Source organism: Noviherbaspirillum sp. (assembly GCF_036563305.1).
Classification (GTDB): domain Bacteria; phylum Pseudomonadota; class Gammaproteobacteria; order Burkholderiales; family Burkholderiaceae_D; genus Noviherbaspirillum.
The window spans coordinates 1-20,046 of record NZ_DATCMQ010000006.1; the positions used below are offsets into that span (position 1 = coordinate 1).

A 20,046-nucleotide genomic window follows, 5' to 3' on the forward strand; every position below is an offset into this window, starting at 1 on the left:
GGCGGACGGGGAGATCTGCGGAATGCCTGCGTCGTGGTAGATCTTCGATGCCGGGATGGTGGTGCCGGAGTTCAGGTGGCCGATCACGCCCTGGACCTTGGCGTCAACCAGCTTCTGTGCAGCGGCGGTGCCCTGCTTCGGATCCGCGCCGTCGTCTTCTGCCAGCAGTTCGAACTTCACCTTCTTGCCGCCGATCGTCATGCCCTTGGCGTTGAGCTCGTCGATCGCCATGCGGGCGCCGTTTTCATTGTCCTTGCCGAGGTGGGCGATCGGGCCGGAGATCGGGCCGACATGGCCGATGCGGATCACCTGTTCCTGTGCCGATGCCGCACCTGCGAGTGCGAAAGCGATTGCGCCGGCCAACGGAATCATTTTTGTCTTGCGCTGCATAAAATAGCCTCCAAAGGATGTAAAACACACTGGGTGACGAGCGCATCTCTGGCTCTGTTACCATTCAGAAACCTGAACAGCCAGACGTTACAGCAGAAAAAACCTGTCGCAAAGAGTTTTTCTGCGGTTTTAGGCAAATTTCACTAATTTTTATATGCCCAAATTTCACGCACTCGACAAGGTGGATCGCAAGCTTCTGAATCTCCTCCAGAAGGACAACCAGATGCCGACGCGGACGCTGGCGGAGAAGGTGCACATCTCCCAGCCGACCTGCCTGCGCAGGATGCGCGAGCTGCGCGACGCAGGGATCATCAGCGCCGACGTGGCCCTGGTCGATCCGTTCGCGCTCGGGTACGGGATGCTCGCCTTCCTCGAGGTCTCGCTCAACAACCAGTCGGACGAGCACATGCAGGAATTCGAGGCGCGCATGTCCAAGGAACCCGAGGTCATGCAGTGCTATTTCGTGTCGGGCGACTATGACTACTTCCTGGTGGTGCATGTCCTCGACATGGACGCCTATTACCAGTTCGTGCGGCGCGTCATCTCCGGCTCCGGCAACGTGCGTCATTTCCAGTCGCGATTTCCAATGAAGCGCGCCAAGTTCGCGACCCGGATCGCCTTCGACGAGAAGCAGGCCGAGGTGCAGGTGCGGGTCGGCCGCTAGCGCGCGAGCGCAACGGGACGAAAAAAGCCCCGGTCTCCCGGGGCTTATGTCATGCGTGTCGACGGCGTGGTCAGGCGCCCAGCGCGCGCGGCGCGGCTCGCGTGCGGCCGCCCGGCGCCGGCAGGCCGGTAAAGGCGAAGTCGACGTCGGGCACGCGCCCCGAGACAATCTCCGCGATCGCGCGGCCCGAACCGCAACCCATGGTCCAGCCCAGAGTGCCGTGACCGGTGTTGAGGAAAAGGTTGGCGATCGCGCTCTTGCCGATATAGGGGATGTTGGACGGCGTCAGCGGACGCAGGCCTGTCCAGTAGACCGGGTTCCCGTAGTCGCACGCGTCGGGGAAGAGTTCCCGCGTACGGCGTGTGATGGCGGCACAGCGGGTGGTGTTCAGTTCCCGCGTGTAGCCGTTGAGCTCGCAGGTGCCTGCCACCCGCAGGCGGTCGCCGAGGCGCGACACCACCAGCTTGTAGCCGTCGTCGGTCAGGGACACTGTCGGCGCCGCGTCGGGATTGGTGATCCGATAGGTGGCCGAGTAGCCCTTGCCCGGGTAGATCATCAGGTTCACGCCCACTGGTTGCAACAGGGACGTCGAGAAGCTCCCCATCGCCACCACGTAGGCATCCGCCTGCAGCAACTGGTGCCGTCCCTGCGGGTCGATCACCTCGACGGCGGTAATCCTCGCCGCGCTGCCGGTGCCTTCGCGCAGCAGGCGCGTGACCTGGGTATTGAAGCGGAAATCGACGCCGGCGGTGGCGGATTTCCGTGCCAGGCCGGTGGTGAACTTGAAGACGTCGCCGGATTCATCGTTCGCGGTGAAGTCGCCGCCGGCGATCTTGTCGCGGATGGCGGCCAGCGCGGGCTCGATGCGCACGACCTCGTCCGCGGCGATCGACTCCCGCGGGCAGCCGAGTTCGCGCATCAGGCGGGCGGCCGGCAGCGAGTCGTCGAATTCCTTCTTGTCCGTATAGAAGTGGAGGATGCCGCGCACCAGGTGGTCGTATTCGATGCCGGTCTCGGCGCGCACGGACTGCAGCGTCTGCCTGCTGTATTCCGAAATGGCCACGATCTGGCGAATATTGCGGGCGGTGCGGGCGGGGGTGCATTCGCGCAGGAAGCTCAGGCCCCAGATCCATTGCAGCAGCTCGGGACGGAAGCGGTACAGCAACGGCGCGTCTTCCTTGCCCAGCCACTTCAGGATCTTCAGCGGGGCAGAGGGGTTGGCCCAGGGTTCGGCATGCGATACCGAAATCTGGCCGCCATTGGCGAAGCTGGTTTCCTGCGCCGCACCGGGCTGACGCTCGATGACGGTGACCTCATGGCCCGCCTTGTTGAGAAACCATGCGGATGCGGTGCCGATCACGCCGGCGCCCAAAACGATCACTTTCATGCGTGGGACTCCCCGTTTGTTCAAGCTGTGATTGTAGAAAGAGACTGATTTTTGCGGGAATCAATCACAGGCGGAGAATTTTGCTCACGCGTCACCGGAAAGGGGGATGGTGCGCGTCCGTGAAAAAAAATGAGCGGGAATTTATACGTTCGTGCGCTGGAGTTCCGCGATTTCCTGGGCGACCGCGCGGCTGACCGCTTCCCGCATCGACTGCTGCAGGCCGTCGCGCAGCTCGCGTGCGAGGCGGTCCACGGAGGACTGCAGTACGTCTGCCAGGCAGTCCCGCACCCGCAGCTCCAGCATCTGGTCCATCCGCATCATCAGCTGTGCCATCACCCGCTCCTGGACCTCGTGCGCCAGTTGTTCGCGGTCGGCCGAATTCAGCGCCGGGGCTTGCGGTGCGGGGGACGCGGCGGGCAATATCGCCGCTGCAGGCGGGGCGGCAGCCGGCGGCAGTTCGGGCAGGTGCTGGGGAGCCGGCACCGGGATGATTTCGGTCAGGACCGGGATGCCCGCGTCCAGTGTGGTGTTGCTCATGCCTTGTCCGCCACGTTGTGAGTCAATGGGTAGCCGCGCTGCTGGTAATAGCGATAGCGCTCCCGTCCTGCCAGCCGGTCGCTTTCCTCGGACGAAACGATCTCGAACATCCGCTCGAACCGTGCGAAATGGGCGGGGGTCGCCGCCGTGAGATTGATCAGGATCTGGTGGTGCGGCAGTGCAGTCTGATCGCTTTCGGCGAGGATGACGGGCGTTCTTGCCGCAAGAGGATCGTCGGCCGCGACATGCGGCAGGAAGTCGAGATCGGAAAACGTCCACAGCGCTTCATCCAGTGCCTGCAAGGTCTGCCGGTCGGGCGCCAGCAGCACGACGCGGCAGTCGGCGGCGCGCGCCTTGCGCACCAGCCGGCATGCGTAGGCGAGCTTGTCCGGCACATTGCTATGGAAATCGATGCGGGTCACGAACCGGCTCCCTGGCGGCGGGCGGGCGCAAAAATCGGGCGGCGCATCTCAGAAGCGGAAGCCGGGCGGCGCATTGCCGATAGCCGGCGGCAGGTCGGTGGCGGCTTCCGGCTCCGATGCCCGTCGCTGGGCCTCGGTGTCGCGCGCCAGGCTCGCCTTCGGCGGCGCCAGCGCTTCCGCCGCGGCTTGCCGGTAATTGCGCGGCAGGCGGCTGGTTTCGGGGTAGCCCGCGCTGCTCAGTGCGCTGTTCCATGCCCCGCTTTCGTAACCGCGTTCGCGCGCGCGGCCGATCGTGAGCAGCGGCAGGGTGGCGTCGCCGCCGCTTGCCTGGCGCAGCAAGGCCTTGTCTTCGGCGCTGCTGACGGTCTTTTCGGTAAACGGGATGCCACGCTGCTGCAGCAGGCGACGACCTTCGTCGCACGGGCTGCAGTCGGACGTCGAGTACAGCACGACCGGATAGACGCGCACCAGCTCCGCCAGTGCGTAGGGCAGGCCGGCGGTGGAGGGTCCGCGGCCGCCGGCCGGCCGCGTTTCGACGCGGGCGGCGCCGGTGGTCGGTGGCGTGTCGCTATAGGTGACCTTGCCGTCCGGCCCCACGGACTTGTAGAGCTGCGCCTGCGCGCCGGCGGACAGCAGCAGCGCCGCAGCAAAGTACAGCGAACGTTTCATATTCCTCCCCGCGTCAGGCGGTCATGCCATTGTGTCTTAACAGGGCGTCGATGCTCGGCTCGCGGCCACGGAAGGCCTTGAACGATTCCAGCGCCGGACGGGATCCGCCCATTGCCAGAATTTCATCGAGGAAGCGGCGGCCGATTTCCGGCGACAGGATATCGCCGCCTTCAGCGCCGACTTCCTCGAATGCGCCGTAAGCGTCGGCCGACAGGACTTCTGCCCATTTATAGCTATAGTAGCCTGCCGCGTACCCTCCGGCAAAGATGTGTCCGAAGGAATTCTGGAAACGGTTGAAGTCCGGCGGAATCATCACGGCGACGCGCTGCCGGACTTCATTGAGCACATCCTGCGCGCTCTTGCCGCGGTTGGCGTCATGGTCGAAATGCAGGTGCATGTCGAACAGCGCGAATTCGACCTGGCGCAGCGTCTGCAGGCCGGACTGGAAGTTCTTCGCCGCGGTCATCTTGTCGAACAGCGCGCGCGGCAGCGGGGCGCCGGTATCGACGTGGGCGGTCATGTGCTGCAGTACGTCCCACTCCCAGCAGAAATTCTCCATGAACTGGGACGGCAGTTCGACCGCGTCCCACTCGACGCCCGATATGCCGGATACGGCCAGTTCATCCACCTGGGTCAGCATGTGGTGCAGGCCATGACCGAACTCATGGAAGAGCGTGATCACTTCGTCATGGGTGAACAGCGCCGGCCGCACCTTCCCGCCCGCGATCACCGGTTCGCTGAAATTGCAGGTCAGGTAGGCGATCGGCGTCTGCAGTGCGGAGGCCAGCTGGCGCCGGCCGCGGGCATCATCCATCCAGGCGCCGCCGCGCTTGCCCTGCCGCGCGTAGAGGTCGAGATAGAACTGGCCGATCAGCCTGCCGTCGCGTTCGATGCGGTAGAACTTCACGTCCTTGTGCCAGACCGGGGCGTCGTCGGCCTTCACCTCCACCGAGAACAGGGTCTGCACGACGCGGAACAGCCCGTCGATCACCTTCGGCTCTGGGAAGTACTGCTTGACCTCCTGTTCGGAGAACGCGTAGCGCTGCTGGCGGAGCTTCTCGGAGGCGTAGGTCACGTCCCAGGCTTCAAGGGTCTCCAGACCGAGTTCCTGCTTCGCGAAAGCGCGCAGCTCGGCCAGGTCCTTCTCGGCGAACGGCCGCGCGCGGGCAGCGAGGTCCTCGAGGAAGGCGATCACCTGTTGCGGGGTCTCGGCCATCTTCGCCACCAGCGACACCTCCGCGAAATTGTCGAAGCCGAGCAGCCCGGCTTCTTCATGCCGCAATGCGAGGATCTCGGCGATGTTGGCGGTGTTGTCCCATTCCGCGCGCGCGCCAAGCTCCGAGGCCTTGGTCACGTTGGCGCGGTAGATCGCCTCCCGCAGCTCGCGCCGTTCCGCGTACTGCAGGACCGGGAAGTAGGAGGGGAAATGCAGCGTGAACTTGTAGCCGGCGCGGCCGTCCTTTTCCGCCGCCGCGCGGGCGGCATGCCTGACGTCTTCCGGAAGTCCGGCCAGCTCCTGTTCGGTATCGACGAAGAGCGCATAGTCGTTGGTCGCGTCCAGCACGTTCTCGGAGAACTTCGTGGACAGCGCGGCCAGCCGTTCCTGGATGCGCGCGAAACGCGCCTTGCTTTCGTCGGGCAACTCGGCGCCGCCCAGGCGGAAGTCGCGCAACGCGTTCTCGACGATCCGCTTGCGCGCCGTGGGCAGGGCATCATAGTCGGCACTGTTGCGCAGGGCCTTGTACTTGTCGAACAGGGCCAGGTTCTGGCCGAGCTCGGTCCAGAACTCGGTCACCTTCGGCAGGTTCTCGTTGTAGGCGGCGCGCAGTTCCGGCGTGTCGGCGACGGAATTCAGGTGGCGCACGATCCCCCAGGCACGGGACAGCTTCTCCGTCGCATCCTCGAGCGGCTGCACGAAGTCCTGCCAGTGCACCTCCCGCATCGGTTGTTCCAGGCGGGCCACCACCTCCCGGCATTCCGCAAGCAGGGCGGTGATGGCCGGCGTGACGTGTTCTGGCTTGACCGCGTCGAAGCGGGGAAGGTCGGAAAAATCGAGCAGGGGATTCTGTGCGCTGTTCATTCAGTCAGGTTCTTTCTGCGGCCTCAATCGTGTTTACAAGCAGCATCGTAATGGTCATCGGGCCGACCCCGCCGGGGACCGGGGTGATGTAGCCGGCGACCTCCTTCGCGTTGGCGAAATCGACGTCGCCGCACAACTTGCCCTGGTCGTCGCGGTTCATGCCGACATCGATCACGACCGCGCCGGGCTTGATCATGTCGGCGGTGACGATATTACGTTTGCCGGTGGCGACCACGAGGATGTCCGCTTGCCGCGTGTGCAGGCCGAGATCCCGGGTCTTGGAATTACAGATGGTGACAGTGGCGCCGGCCTGCAAGAGCAGCATCGCCTGCGGCTTGCCGACGATGTTGGAGGCGCCGACGACGACCGCGTGCGCGCCGCGCACCGGGTAGTCGATGGATTCCAGCATCTTCATCACGCCGTAGGGGGTGCAGGGACGGAACAGCGGCTGGCCGGTCATCAGCAGGCCCGCGTTGCTGATGTGGAAGCCGTCGACGTCCTTTTCCGGCGCGATCGCCTCGATCACCTTATGGGCATTGATATGCGCGGGCAACGGAAGTTGCACCAGGATGCCGTGGATTTTCGGATCCTTGTTGAGGGCGTCGATACGCGCCAGCAGCCCGTCCTCGCTCAGGTCCGCGTCGTACTTCTCCAGCACGGAATGGATGCCGTTGTCTTCGCAGGCCTTGACCTTGTTGCGGACGTAGACCTGCGAGGCCGGGTTGTCGCCGACCAGCACCACGGCCAGTCCCGGCTGCCTGCCGCGGGACGTGAGGGCGGCGGCGCGGCGGGCGACTTCGGTGCGCAGTTGCTGGGAGAGCTCGGTTCCGTTGATGAGTTGTGCTGGCATGGGGGCGGTCGTCAGAAGCGTGTAAAAGCGAGATTATAAGTCCCCCCGAGAGTGCCAGGCGGACGCCCCGGGAATTGCTGCAGCGCCGCATGCAATTTCGCATTATGAGAATTCATATCGTAATTTGAAAAGTTGAAAAACTGCTGCTAGAATCTTTTCACCGCGCACCATCACGGCAATTCCTTGTCAAAAAAAGCCCCGGGAAACACCCGCCAGGGCAAGCCTTCAACCAGGAGACATCATGTCCGCCCAGCTCGACCAAGTGTTGGCGCAAGCCGCCAACGATCCCGACGTCATGGAAACCCAGGAGTGGCTCGACGCGCTCGAAGCCGTAATCGAGACCGAGGGTCCGGAACGCGCGCACTACCTGATGGAGCGAATGGTCGACCTGGCGCGCCGCCGCGGCGCCCACATTCCCTTCTCCAGCAATACCGCCTACGTCAACACGATTCCCGCCCATCTCGGCGAACACTGTCCCGGCAACCTCGAATACGAAGAACGCCTGCGCTCCTGGATGCGCTGGAACGCCATGGCGATGGTGGTCAAGACCAACCGCGCCGACGGCGACCTCGGCGGGCATATCTCCAGCTTCGCCTCGCTCGCCAACATGCTGGGCATCGGCTTCAACCATTTCTGGCATGCGCCGACCGAGGACCACGGCGGCGACCTGCTGTACATCCAGGGGCATTCCTCGCCGGGCATCTATGCCCGCGCCTATCTCGAAGGCCGGCTGTCGGAGGAGCAGCTCCTGAACTTCCGGCGCGAGGTCGACGGCAAGGGCTTGTCCTCCTATCCGCATCCGAAGCTGATGCCGGACTTCTGGCAGTTCCCGACGGTCTCGATGGGACTCGGCCCCCTGATGGCGATCTACCAGGCGCGCTTCCTGAAATACCTGCATGCGCGCGAGATCGCCGATACCGCCAATCGCAAGGTCTGGGCGTTCTGCGGCGACGGCGAGATGGACGAGCCGGAATCGATGGGCGCGATCGGCGTGGCCGGCCGCGAAAAGCTCGACAACCTGGTGTTCGTCGTCAACTGCAACCTGCAGCGCCTGGACGGCCCCGTGCGCGGCAACGGCAAGATCATCCAGGAACTGGAAGCCGATTTCCGCGGCGCCGGCTGGAACGTGATCAAGGTGATCTGGGGTTCCTACTGGGACGAGCTGCTCGCCCGCGACAAGGAAGGCATCCTGCAGCGCGTGATGATGGAAACCGTCGACGGCGAGTACCAGAACTACAAGGCCAAGGACGGCGCCTACGTGCGCAAGCATTTCTTCGGCAAGCATCCGAAGTTGCTGGAGATGGTCTCCAAGATGTCCGACGACGACATCTGGCGCCTCAACCGCGGCGGCCACGACCCGCACAAGATCTATGCCGCCTTCAAGCAGGCGCAGGAGCACAAGGGCCAGCCGACGGTGCTGCTGGTGAAGACCATCAAGGGCTTCGGCATGGGCAAGTCGGGCGAGGCGCGCAACACGGCGCACCAGACCAAGAAGCTGGACGACCAGGCGGTGCGCGAGATGCGCGACCGCTTCAACATCCCGATCCCCGACGACAAGCTGGCAGAAGTGCCGTTCTTCAAGCCGTCCGACGACGCGCCGGAGATGCGCTACCTGCATGAGCGCCGCAAGGCGCTCGGGGGCTACCTGCCGCAGCGTCGGGTGAAGGCGGAAGAGACGCTGCCGGTGCCCGAGCTGAGCGCCTTCAATGCGGTGCTGGAACCGACGGCCGAGGGCCGCGAGATTTCGACGACGCAAGCGTTCGTGCGCATCATCACCGCGCTGCTGCGCGACCAGGGCCTCGGCAAGCGCGTGGTGCCGATCCTGGTCGACGAGGCGCGCACTTTCGGCATGGAGGGCCTGTTCCGCCAGATCGGCATCTTCAACCAGATGGGCCAGCTGTACGAACCGGTCGACAAGGACCAGGTGATGTACTACCGCGAGGACAAGGCCGGCCAGATCCTGCAGGAAGGGATCAACGAAGCGGGCGCGATGAGTTCCTGGATCGCGGCGGCGACGTCGTACTCCACCAACAACCGGGTGATGATCCCGTTCTACATCTTCTATTCGATGTTCGGCCTGCAGCGCGTCGGCGACCTGGCATGGGCTGCCGGCGACATGCGCGCCCGTGGCTTCCTGCTGGGCGGCACCGCCGGCCGGACCACGCTGAACGGGGAGGGCCTGCAGCACGAGGACGGCCACAGCCACATCCTGGCTGCGACGATCCCGAACTGCATGCCTTACGATCCGACCTTCGCCCACGAAGTGGCGGTGATCATCCATGACGGCCTGCGGCGCATGGTGGAGAAGCAGGAGGACGTGTTCTACTACATCACCCTGATGAACGAAAACTACAGCCACCCCGGCCTGCGTGCCGGCGCCGAGGAGGACATCCTGAAGGGCATGTACCTGCTGAAGGAGGGCGACAAGAAGGCAAAGCAGCGGGTGCAGCTGATGGGCTCGGGCACCATCCTGCGCGAGGTGATCGAGGCGGCGGCGCTGCTGCAGGCGGACTGGGGCATCGGCGCCGACATCTGGTCCGCGCCGTCGCTCACGCTGCTGGCCCGCGACGGCCAGGACGCCGAGCGCTGGAACCTGCTGCACCCGACCGAGGAGCCGCGCGTGCCGCATGTGACGAAGCTGCTGGCCGGCAGCAGCGGGCCGGTGGTCGCTTCCACCGACTACATGCGCGCATTCGCCGAGCAGGTCCGTGCCTACATGCCGAAGGGCCGCAACTACAAGGTGCTGGGTACCGACGGCTTCGGCCGGTCGGACTCCCGCGCCAAGCTGCGCGAATTCTTCGAGGTCAACCGCTACTATGTGACGGTGGCCGCGCTGAAGGCACTGGCTGAAGACGGCGCGATCAAGCCCGCGGTGGTGGCGGACGCAATCCGCAAGTACGGCATCGACCCGAACAAGCCGAATCCGGTCACGCTGTAACCCGACAACAAGACAGGTTTTTCCTGCGACGGAGCGGCGCATGCCCGCTCCGTGCCTGCAGGGAGCAATAAGAACGGAGCCGCCATGAGCTTGCAGGAAGTCAAAGTCCCGGATATCGGGGATTTCAAGGAAGTGGAAGTGATCGAGTTGCTGGTCAAGCCGGGCGACACGATCAAGATCGACCAGTCGCTGGTGACGGTCGAGTCGGACAAGGCCAGCATGGAGATTCCCTCCACCCATGCCGGGGTGGTCAAGGAAGTGCGGGTCAAGGTCGGCGACAAGGTCGCGGAAGGCAGCCTGCTGCTGGTGATGGAAGAGGGGCCGGCCGCAGGCGCGCCGGCGCCTGCGCCCGCCGCAGCGGCCCCCGCGCCGGCCGCCGCAGCGGCTTCTCCTGCGCCGGCGGCTGCAGCGACAGCGACAGCGACGCCGGCCGGCGGCGAGGTCGAGGTCCAGGTTCCCGATATCGGCGATTTCAAGGATGTCGAGGTGATCGAAGTCCTGGTGCAGCCCGGCGATACGGTCCGGGTCGACCAGTCGCTGCTGACGGTCGAATCCGACAAGGCCAGCATGGAGATCCCGTCCAGCCATGCAGGGGTGGTGAAGGCGCTGCGGGTCAAGGTCGGCGACAAGGTGTCGAAGGGATCGCTGATCCTGACGCTCGCGCCTGACGCGGCAACCGCTCCGGCGGCTGCCGCAACGGCCCCCGCGCCGTCCGGCGCAACCGTCGCGGCGGCGCCGGTCCCCGCACCGTCGCCCAAGCCGGCCCCGACCGCCGCGCTCGAACCGGTGAGCGCCGCAGGGGCCAAGGCGCACGCCTCGCCGTCGGTGCGCAAGTTTGCGCGCGAACTCGGCGTCGACCTCGGCAAGGTCCGCGGCAGCGGACCCAAGGGCCGCATCCTGCACACCGACATCCAGTCCTTCGTGAAGGGCGTGATGTCGGGCACGGCGGCGGCTCCCGCCGCGGCCAAGGGCGGCGGCGCCGGACTGGATCTGTTGCCGTGGCCGTCCCTCGACTTCTCGAAGTTCGGCGAGACCGAGCTGCAGCCGCTGTCGCGCATCAAGAAGATCAGCGGCCCCAACCTGCATCGCAACTGGGTGATGATCCCGCATGTGACGCAGTTCGAGGAGGCAGACGTCACCGATCTCGAGGAATTCCGCAAGCAGTCCAACGATGCGCTGGCGAAATCGGGCGTCAAGCTGACCATGCTCGCCTTCGTCATCAAGGCCAGCGTCGCCGCGCTGCGGAAATTCCCGGCATTCAATTCCTCGCTGGACGAGAAGGGCGAGAACCTGATCGTCAAGAAGTACTACAACATCGGCTTTGCCGCCGACACGCCGCAGGGCCTGGTGGTGCCGGTGGTGAAGAACGCCGACAGCAAGAGCATCTCCGAGATTGCCCGCGAGATGGGCGAGCTGTCCGCGCAGGCGCGCGACGGCAAGCTCAAGCCGGCCGACATGCAGGGCGCGACGTTCACCATCTCGTCGCTCGGCGGGATCGGGGGCACGGCGTTCACGCCGATCGTCAACGCGCCGGAAGTGGCGATCCTCGGGCTGTCGAAGTCGGGGATCAAGCCGGTATGGGACGGCAAGCAGTTTGCGCCGCGCCTGATGTTGCCGCTGTCGCTGTCCTACGACCACCGGGTCATCGACGGCGCGATGGGCGCGCGGTTTGCCGCTTACCTGGCCGAGGTGCTGGGCGACATGCGCAAGACCCTGCTGTGATCCGTGCGGGGGCGGACCATCGGGAGGCGGGGGAAATGAGAGAATCCCTCTCTTTCCCTGAAGCCCGGCGCTTCCACACCCGCAACGGAGACCACCATGACCACCTGTGTCGTCGTCAAGAAAAACAACCAGATCGCGATTGCCTCCGATTCCCTCGTCACCTTTGGCGACACCCGGCTGTCGCATGCGTACGAAGTGAATGAAAAGATCATCCCGGTCGGCGATTCCTATGTGACGCTGGCGGGCACCGCCGCTCATTTCCCGGTGATGCGCAAGCTGCTGACCGGGCTCGGCGACGAATGCCGTCTCGGCAGCCGCGACGAGGTGTTCGAGACCTTCTCGAAGGTGCACGAGATCCTGAAGGAAAAGTATTTCCTGAACACGAAGGAAGACGAGGAAGATCCGTACGAGTCGTCCCAGATCACGGCGCTGATCGCGAACCCGCACGGCATCTTCGGCGTGTATTCCTATCGCGAGGTCTTTTCCTTCGACCGCTTCTGGGGCATTGGCAGCGGACGCAATTTTGCGCTGGGGGCGATGTATGCCGCGTACGACCGGGCCGAGAGCGCGCGCGAGATCGCCGAGATCGGCGTGCAGGCGGGCGCGGAATTCGACAAGAGCACATCCGGGCCTTTCCGGATCCACAGTTTTCCAATGAAGTGACAACCCCTGCGCCGGCACCGGCGGGGGGACAAGAACGGAGCCAATGCTATGAGCCTGACTGAAGTCAAAGTCCCCGATATCGGCGATTTCAAGGAAGTCGAAGTGATCGAACTGCTGGTGAAGCCCGGCGACACGGTCAGGGTCGATCAGTCCCTGGCGACGGTCGAGTCCGACAAGGCCAGCATGGAAATCCCTTCCAGCCATGCCGGCGTCGTCAAGGAGCTCAGGATCAAGGTGGGCGACAAGGTCTCGGAGGGAACGGTCTTGCTGACCATGGAGGCCAGCGCCGCCACTCCCGCGCAGCCTCCCGCCGGCTACGGCAGTTCGGCGCCCGCTGCCGCTGCGGCAACCCCGGCGGCCGCGCCGGCTGCCGTCGTCCCGCAAGCCGCAAGCTTCAGCGGCCAGGCCGACCTGCAATGCGACATGCTGGTGCTGGGCGCCGGTCCGGGCGGCTATTCCGCCGCGTTCCGCGCGGCCGACCTCGGCATGAACACCGTGCTGGTGGAACGCTACGCCGCGCTCGGCGGCGTCTGCCTGAACGTGGGCTGCATTCCGTCCAAGGCGCTGCTGCATGTGGCCGCGGTGATCGACGAAACCGCATCGATGGCGGCGCATGGCGTCAGCTTCGGCAAGCCGGAGATCGACATCGACAAGCTGCGCGGCTACAAGGAAAGCGTGATCCGCAAGATGACCACCGGGCTTTCGGGCATGGCCCGCGCGCGCAAGGTCAACGTGGTGCAGGGCACCGGCAGCTTCGCCGGCCCCAACCACCTGCAGGTGGTGAGTGCTGACGGTGGCAGCAAGACCATACAGTTCAAGCAGGCGATCATCGCCGCCGGTTCCTCGGTGGTGAAACTGCCCTTCGTCCCGGAGGACCCGCGCATCGTTGACTCCACTGGCGCGCTGGAGCTGCGCCAGGTGCCGAAACGCATGCTGGTGATCGGCGGCGGCATCATCGGGCTGGAAATGGCGACCGTGTATTCCACGCTGGGCGCGCGCATCGACGTGGTCGAGATGATGGACGGCCTGATGCAGGGCGCGGACCGCGACCTGGTCAAGGTCTGGCAGAAGTTCAATGAAAAGCGCTTCGACCGCATCATGACCAAGACCAAGACCGTCGGCGTGGAAGCCCTGGCGGAAGGCATCAAGGTGACGTTTGAAAGCGCCGACCCTGCCGTGGCCGCACCGGAACCGGCGCTCTACGACATGGTGCTGGTGGCAGTGGGCCGCAGCCCCAACGGCGGCAAGATCGCCGCGGACAAGGCCGGCGTGGCGGTGACCGAACGCGGCTTCATTCCGGTGGATACGCAGATGCGCACCAACGTGCCGCACATCTTCGCCATCGGCGACCTGGTCGGCCAGCCGATGCTGGCGCACAAGGCGGTCCACGAGGCGCATGTGGCCGCCGAGGCCGCCGCCGGGCAGAAGTCGCATTTCGATGCGCGCGTCATCCCGTCGGTCGCCTACACCGATCCGGAAGTCGCGTGGGCCGGCCTGACCGAGGACGAGGCGAAGGTCAAGGGCGTGAAGCTGGAAAAGGGCCTGTTCCCCTGGGCCGCCAGCGGCCGCGCGGTCGCCAACGGCCGGGACGAAGGCTTCACCAAGCTGCTGTTCGATGCGGAGACCCATCGCATCGTGGGCGGCGGCATCGTCGGCACCCATGCCGGCGACATGATCGGCGAGATCGCCCTGGCCATCGAGATGGGCGCGGACGCGGTCGATATCGGCAAGACCATCCATCCGCACCCGACGCTCGGCGAGTCGATCGGGATGGCGGCGGAAGTGTTCGAAGGGGTTTGCACGGACCTGCCGCCGGCGCGGAGGAAGTAACTCAGCACGAGCCGAGACGGCCAGCGGGAATCATCACCTTTGCCGGCTTCACTCGGCGCACCGGCGAGTCAGGTCGTCAGCAGCGGCGTGGTTTCATTCGCAGGGGCGGCAGTCGCGCCGCCCCGGTCAGCCTGGCGGATGCCATGCCTTTCCAGGATCATGCGCAGACGCTCTTGCACCGGCAATCGGTTCCCATCCGACGGAAAGGATTGCTGGTACTGGATATTGTTTTCGGTATCCTCACCCTCAGGCGGGAGTGCGCCCTGCATGACCATGCGAGGCGCCGGCGGCGGGGGCGCCGTCACCAACGGGGGGGCGTCCGGCAGTTCCGTCACCCGGTCGGTCAGCGGGAAGGCGTCGTACGGCACGCGGGCCGACGTAAGCTGCGGTGGGGCGCTGGTGAGTCCCAGGCTGTGGAGCAAGCTCAGCGGGACATTGCCCCCGGCCTCGTACAAGGCAAAGGTCCCACTGATCACTGTTTCGCCAAGTCGCGATGCAAGCGAGGTGCGTACGTCGAAGGGCGCGATCACGTTCTCCTGCGCCTGCCGGGTGATGGTCTGGAGTTCGTCCCGCAGTGCGCCCTTTTTCCAGAGTTTGGAGATTGCCACGCCGGCATTGAGCGTCCACAACTCGATCGGCTGGTTCACAGCGAACTTGATTACGTCCGCCGCCCATGGCGGAAGGAAGCGGGTCCCGGCGTCGACGCCCATGCCGGCCAGATAGGCCAGGGGGATAGAGAGGCGGCCGATCGAGGTGTCCGGTGCGATGCCGTGGACTTCCCTGGTCAGGGCTTCCATATGGGCGCGCAATGTCTCGTTATCGTGGATGAAGGCAGGGAGTTTTAGGGGCCCTTCCGAGTCGTACATGCCCAGCACCGCCGCCTGCGTCATGTAGTCGAGCTCGCCCAGTGTAAGGACCAGACCAGCGCCACCCCCAAAAGCGGCCAGCGGTGCGGTGACCAAACTGCTGACGTATCTGGCGGCTTGTCCAAGTGCTTCCTCGGAAAAGTCGCCGGCCTTGTCCGGCAGCGCAAGCAGGAAGGCGATGAGACCACCTTTCAGTGCATTCGGAATGTCCGCCAGCATCGACTTCAGGCTCACCTCCTCGCCGGCGATCTTTCTCAGGCTCGCGCCGACCACCAGCAAATCCAGCGGCTCCAGCAGCAGGCTCGGCATGGCACGATTCAGTACCTCCAGCAGCCGCTTTATCCACGGCGCCTGCCGCAGGATATCCTCCGTCACCTCATCGCGGCCGCTTTCTGCCAGTTCCTTTGCGAATATCGACTGCGTGATGACGTGCTTGAGCACTTTTTCGAAGAGCGTCGATCCGACGGCAGTCATCGAAACGCTGGCGAGCAGTTCCTTGAACGCAAACTCCGGGTCGCCGAGGCGATCGATGAAGTGGCTGCATACATGGCGGACGCAGACATCGCGGTAGCGGTCCCCCGCAAGTCGACACTGCGCCATTCTTCCGACGCCGGGATCCTTGCTCGACGTCACCTGGTACTGCAACCTGGAAAGTAAAGCGTAGGGGTGGAATGTACTGCCGTCGATCCCGATTCGTGCTTCCGGCTTGAGCGCTGAGGGTCCGCGGTTTTTGATGTCCACCATCATCACCAGCAACTTCTGTACTCCTTTCTCAATTTTCATGGTTTCCGTGGTACCGACCGGTGCGCCGGCGACCGCAACGCGGATCTCCTCCGCAGGCCCGTATGCGGCCTGCATGAGTCGGAAGCATTGTTCCATGTCGTCCGGGGGAAATGAGAACGTCAGGGTTTCTTCCGGCGCGATAGTCAGCCCCGGCATAGGCCCCAGCAGCTTCAGCAGCGCATTGACGACAGGTTCGGGGGACACGAGAACGCCGTCGTCGCCCATCCTGATCGCGCCATGGAACGAGGGCCACGCATACGGAGGTTCTCCAGGCGGCCTGCCGTGCTCCTGCAACGGGACGCCAGCGCGCGGCTCCTGGGTGCGGCCTGATTGCCGCAGCGGAGGGCGCGCGTTCGCCGGCCGGGACGACGATGCTTGTGGCTGTCCAGTCGGGAGCATCCTGGCGCGCGCGCGATCTCTGCCGGGAACCGAGTGATGTGGCGGCGGCTGATTCCGGGTGGAGGGATGCGGACCGGTACCGGCACTCCGGCGTGTTTCATCGCGGGCGGCGGCGTCGTCAGGGACGGTAGCCGGCATGTGAATGGGAGGAACGACAGCATACGAAGTGGTAGGCATGGCAGGCAATGGGCTAGGTCATGTGTAGCGCCCGGTCTCAAACCTGGGGAGGAGATGGACGCGGGGACGAGTAGGTAGGTGGAGCGGCGCAAGGCCGAGTTCCATTGGCTGCGGATAGCGATGGGTGGCCAACGTGAGCGCATGAGGCAGGCCGGTTGTCGTTCCGTTCGGCGCATGCATCGCGGGCATGCACCGTGACGGCAGGTTCGGGCGCGCGCGGCGCAAAAAAAAAGCAGCGCATCGCGCTGCCTTCCCGGAGCATGACAGGCGCGGCGCCTGCCGGCCTTCGTGCGCTTAGCTCTTCAGTTTCTCCAGTATGTCCGACAGCATCGCGATCATCTGGTCGATCTCGTCCTTCGTCACGTTCAGCGACGGCATGAAGCGCAGCAGGTCGGGACGCGGCGAGTTCAGCAGCAGGCCGACCGGTTCGAGATTGCGCGCCGCCTCCACGATCTGCGGGCCGATGTCCCGGCCGAGCTTGAGCGCACGCAGCAGCCCCTCGCCGCGCTCGCCTTCGAGACCGTGCTTGTCGCACAACGTGAGCAGTTGCGCGCCGAGGTAGTTGCCCTGGTCCTTGACCGACTGCAGGAAGCCCGGCTTGAGCAACTCCTCCAGCACCGCTGCGCCGACGGCGGTCATGACCGGATTGCCGTTGTAGGTGCCGCCCTGTTCGCCCGGTTCGAACACCGCCACTTCCTCGCGCGCCAGCATGGCCGACAGCGGGACGCCGCCGCCGATACCCTTCCCGAGGGTCATGATGTCCGGCTCGATCCCGGAAAGCTGGTACGCGAACAGCTCGCCGCTGCGGCCCATGCCCGACTGCACCTCGTCGACGATCAGCAGCAGATTGTGCTTTTTCGTGAGCGCGCGCAGCGCCTGCATGAATTCACGCTGCGCCGGAATCACGCCGCTCTCGCCCTGGACCGGCTCCAGCATCACGCCGACGGTCTTGTCGGTGATCAGCTTCTCGACGCTGGCGATGTCGTTGAGCTCCGCCTTCGGGAAGCCCGGCACCTGCGGCGCGAACATGGTGTCCCAGCCGGTCTTGCCGCTGGCGGACATGGTGGCCAGGGTGCGGCCATGGAAGCCGTGGTTGAAGGTGATGATTTCGTAGCGGTTCTCGCCGGCGGCATTCTTGTTGACCTTGCCCCACTTGCGCGCCAGCTTGATCGCCCCTTCGTTGGCCTCGGCGCCGCTGTTGGCGAAGAACACTCGGTCGAAGCAGGAATGGGCGGTCAGCATCGACGCCAGCCGGATCGACGGTTCGTTGTAGAAGGCGGGCGAGGGGTTGATCAGCCTGGCGCCCTGGGCGGCGAGCGCGTCGACGATGCATTTCGGCGCATGGCCGAGGCAGTTGACGGCCCAGCCCTGCAGGTAATCCAGGTAGCGCTTGCCGTTATTGTCGGTCAGCCACATGCCACTGCCCTCGGTGAAGACGATGTTCGGCCGGTTGGTGATCTGCATGAGGGCGTTGATGTCGTACTGGCTGAATTCCATTTCCGGCTCCTGGTTGGGCAATATTCAAAAAAAAAGCCACAGGGTCGACCTGTGGCTTGACGAGCATCCGACTCTTACGCGCACGGCTTCCCGGGTTGGGGCAATCGGGTGCGGCGTCGCAATTGTCTGGCTGTCGTTTTCATAACGCGCATGGTACCGTGTTTTCCCGCGCTGCGTCAAAAGGCGGGCGTGGTTGTCAGAACGGCATCCGCGGCGTCCGCCTCCGAGGTGAAAGCGTCCGCGAGGAACTCGTCTTCCGGCAGCCCGCAGCGGCCGACGAAGTCGCGCTTGGCGGCGTCGACCATCACCGGCGCGCCGCAGGCGTACACCTGGTGCCCGGACAGGTCCGGCAGGTCTTCGATCACGGCGTGGTGCACGAAGCCGGTGCGGCCGGTCCAGTTGTCTTCCGGCAGCGCTTCCGACACCACGGGCACATAGGTGAAGTGCGGGAGATCACGCGCCCATTGCTCGCACAGGGAGGCCATGTACAGGTCCTTCGGACGGCGCCCGCCCCAGTACAGGGTCATCGGACGCTTGCTGCCGTTATGGATGGCCTGCTCGATGATGGCCTTGATCGGGGCGAAGCCGGTGCCGGACGCGAGCAGCACCATTGGCTTGTCGGACTCCTCGCGCAGGAAGAACGTCCCGAGCGGGCCTTCGAAACGCAGGATGTCGCGCTCCTTCATGTTGTTGAACACATGGTCGGTGAACAGGCCGCCGTACATGTGTCGGATGTGCAGGGTCAGGTGCTCGTCCAGGTGAGGCGCGTTGGCCATGCTGTAGCTGCGCCGCTTGCCGTCCTTCAGCAGGAACTCGATGTACTGGCCGGCCTTGTATTGCAGGCGCTCGTTGGCCGGCAGCTGCAGCGACAGCACGACCACGTCGTCGGCCACGCGGTCGATCTTCGCAACGCGGGTCGGCAGTTTCTTGATCGGGAATTCGCCCACGCCGAGCACCTCGCGCGCCTCGATCACGAGGTCCGAATGCGGCTTGGCGCAGCAGAACAGCGCCATGCCGCGCTCCTCTTCGGCCACGGACAGCGCCTTTTCCTGGTGCGCGCCGTGGGTGACCCGGCCTTCGACCAGTTTGCCCTTGCAGCTGCCGCATGCGCCGTTCTTGCAGCCGTACGGCAGGCCGACGCCGGCACGAATGGCGGCGCCCAATACGGTTTCGTCTTCTTCGCAGCTGAACTGGCGTCCGCTGGGCTGAACTGTTACCTGGAAACTCATACAATCCCGATGATGAAAAATACTGATGTCAAAAAATTCGGCAGGCCGCGCCTGCTGGTGCTCGGCTGCGGCGACGTCGGCATGCGGCTGCTGCCGCTGGTGCGCGACCGCTTCCGCGTCTTCGCGCTCACCAGCCAGCCGGGGCGCCGCGAGGTGCTGCGGGCGGCCGGGGCGGTGCCGCTGGTGGCTGACCTGGACCGGCCGGAAACCCTCGGGCGGCTGGCGCGGCTGGCATCATACATCGTCCATCTCGCCCCGCCGCAGGCCGAAGGCGGCACGGATCGCCGCACGCGCAACCTGACCGCCATTTTACCCGAGGGCTCCACACTGGTTTATGTCAGCACGACCGGGGTGTACGGCGATTGCGGCGGGCAGCGGTTCGACGAGACCCGGCCGGTCAGGCCGTGCAATCCGCGGGCCGTGCGCCGGGTCGACGCGGAGCAGGTCCTGCGACGCTGGGCCAGGCGCAGCGGGTCGAGGCTGGGCATCCTGCGGGTGCCCGGCATCTACGCCGCGGACCGGCTCCCGGTCGAGCGCTTGCAGAAGGGCACCCCGGCCCTGCTTGCGGACGAGGACGTCTATACCAACCATGTCCACGCCGACGACCTGGCGCGCATCGTCGCCCGCGCGCTGTTCCGGCTCCAGCCGAATCGCGTCTACCATGCAGTGGACGACAGCGACATGAAGATGGGCGACTACTTCGACGCCGTGGCCGACCGCTTCGGGCTGCCGCGGCCGGCGCGCATGCCGCGGGCCGCGCTGGCGCAGGCGGTGTCGCCGGTGCTGCTGTCCTTCATGTCGGAATCGCGGCGGCTGGACAACCGCCGGCTCAAGGCCGAGCTTGGTGTCCGCCTGCAATTTCCCACCGTGCATTCCGCGATGGCAAGCATGACCGGCGCGCCGGTCCGGACTTGAAATTCGTGCTTGACCTTCCCATCTTGGG

The 20,046-nt window shown here is 65.2% G+C and carries 16 protein-coding genes; 6 read left to right on the forward strand and 10 right to left on the reverse strand.

Features of this window, described 5'->3' with window-relative positions; genetic code table 11:
• Window positions 1–390, reverse strand: a 390-nt coding sequence (locus VIM12_RS03380; RefSeq protein ID WP_331940207.1) for a branched-chain amino acid ABC transporter substrate-binding protein, incomplete at its 3' end; no start/stop codon positions are given.
• Window positions 391–544: 154 nt separating this feature from the next.
• On the opposite strand from VIM12_RS03380, the gene VIM12_RS03385 reads away from it, so the two are divergent.
• Window positions 545–1,054 (forward strand): Lrp/AsnC family transcriptional regulator, encoded by a 510-nt coding sequence (locus VIM12_RS03385; RefSeq protein WP_331940208.1) that lies wholly within the window; start codon window positions 545–547, stop codon window positions 1,052–1,054.
• 70 nt (window positions 1,055–1,124) lie between these two features.
• Here the strand turns inward: VIM12_RS03385 and VIM12_RS03390 are convergent, their stop codons facing one another.
• The 6 genes from VIM12_RS03390 to folD form a co-directional block, all read right to left on the reverse strand.
• Entirely contained in the window at window positions 1,125–2,465 is a 1,341-nt protein-coding gene (locus tag VIM12_RS03390) for a D-amino acid dehydrogenase (RefSeq protein ID WP_331940209.1), read from the reverse strand.
• 117 nt (window positions 2,466–2,582) lie between these two features.
• Window positions 2,583–2,978: a hypothetical protein gene (locus VIM12_RS03395; protein WP_331940210.1), complete on the reverse strand. Its 396-nt coding sequence runs from the start codon at window positions 2,976–2,978 to the stop codon at window positions 2,583–2,585.
• Window positions 2,975–3,400 carry a DNA polymerase III subunit chi gene (locus tag VIM12_RS03400; RefSeq protein ID WP_331940211.1) on the reverse strand — a complete coding sequence of 142 codons (426 nt, stop codon included), beginning with the start codon at window positions 3,398–3,400 and terminating at the stop codon, window positions 2,975–2,977. The genes VIM12_RS03395 and VIM12_RS03400 overlap by 4 nt, the downstream gene beginning before the upstream one ends.
• Before the next feature lie 48 nt (window positions 3,401–3,448).
• Entirely contained in the window at window positions 3,449–4,069 is a 621-nt protein-coding gene (locus tag VIM12_RS03405; protein WP_331940212.1) for a DUF4124 domain-containing protein, read from the reverse strand.
• Window positions 4,070–4,082: 13 nt separating this feature from the next.
• A complete protein-coding gene (locus tag VIM12_RS03410) occupies window positions 4,083–6,149 on the reverse strand; it encodes a M3 family metallopeptidase (protein WP_331940213.1) in 2,067 nt (688 codons plus the stop codon).
• A gap of 4 nt (window positions 6,150–6,153) precedes the next feature.
• The gene (folD, locus tag VIM12_RS03415) at window positions 6,154–6,999 is read right to left on the reverse strand and encodes a bifunctional methylenetetrahydrofolate dehydrogenase/methenyltetrahydrofolate cyclohydrolase FolD (protein WP_331940214.1); all 846 of its coding nucleotides are present in this window, start codon (window positions 6,997–6,999) and stop codon (window positions 6,154–6,156) included.
• Window positions 7,000–7,240: 241 nt separating this feature from the next.
• Here folD and aceE point away from each other — a divergent pair, with 241 nt between their 5' ends.
• The 4 genes from aceE (at window position 7,241) to lpdA (ending at window position 14,152) form a co-directional block, all read left to right on the forward strand.
• Window positions 7,241–9,937 (forward strand): pyruvate dehydrogenase (acetyl-transferring), homodimeric type, encoded by a 2,697-nt coding sequence (gene aceE / locus VIM12_RS03420; RefSeq protein ID WP_331940215.1) that lies wholly within the window; start codon window positions 7,241–7,243, stop codon window positions 9,935–9,937.
• A gap of 84 nt (window positions 9,938–10,021) precedes the next feature.
• Window positions 10,022–11,659, forward strand: a complete 1,638-nt coding sequence (aceF, locus tag VIM12_RS03425; protein ID WP_331940216.1) for a dihydrolipoyllysine-residue acetyltransferase — start codon at window positions 10,022–10,024, stop codon at window positions 11,657–11,659.
• A gap of 96 nt (window positions 11,660–11,755) precedes the next feature.
• Window positions 11,756–12,322, forward strand: coding sequence for an MFS transporter (locus VIM12_RS03430; RefSeq protein ID WP_331940217.1), 567 nt, complete (start codon window positions 11,756–11,758; stop codon window positions 12,320–12,322).
• A 48-nt stretch (window positions 12,323–12,370) separates the two neighbouring features.
• The gene (lpdA, locus tag VIM12_RS03435) at window positions 12,371–14,152 is read left to right on the forward strand and encodes a dihydrolipoyl dehydrogenase (protein WP_331940218.1); all 1,782 of its coding nucleotides are present in this window, start codon (window positions 12,371–12,373) and stop codon (window positions 14,150–14,152) included.
• A 68-nt stretch (window positions 14,153–14,220) separates the two neighbouring features.
• On the opposite strand, the gene VIM12_RS03440 is transcribed toward lpdA, so the two are convergent.
• The 3 genes from VIM12_RS03440 to VIM12_RS03450 form a co-directional block, all read right to left on the reverse strand.
• Window positions 14,221–16,026 carry a hypothetical protein gene (locus VIM12_RS03440; protein ID WP_331940219.1) on the reverse strand — a complete coding sequence of 602 codons (1,806 nt, stop codon included), beginning with the start codon at window positions 16,024–16,026 and terminating at the stop codon, window positions 14,221–14,223.
• Window positions 16,027–16,671: 645 nt separating this feature from the next.
• The gene (locus tag VIM12_RS03445; protein ID WP_331940220.1) at window positions 16,672–17,874 is read right to left on the reverse strand and encodes an acetylornithine transaminase; all 1,203 of its coding nucleotides are present in this window, start codon (window positions 17,872–17,874) and stop codon (window positions 16,672–16,674) included.
• 176 nt (window positions 17,875–18,050) lie between these two features.
• Window positions 18,051–19,103: a CDP-6-deoxy-delta-3,4-glucoseen reductase gene (locus VIM12_RS03450; RefSeq protein ID WP_331940221.1), complete on the reverse strand. Its 1,053-nt coding sequence runs from the start codon at window positions 19,101–19,103 to the stop codon at window positions 18,051–18,053.
• Between the two features lie 9 nt (window positions 19,104–19,112).
• Between VIM12_RS03450 and VIM12_RS03455 the strand changes: the two genes are divergently transcribed.
• Entirely contained in the window at window positions 19,113–20,018 is a 906-nt protein-coding gene (locus VIM12_RS03455) for an SDR family oxidoreductase (RefSeq protein WP_331940222.1), read from the forward strand.
• The last annotated feature ends 28 nt before the right edge of the window (window positions 20,019–20,046 follow it).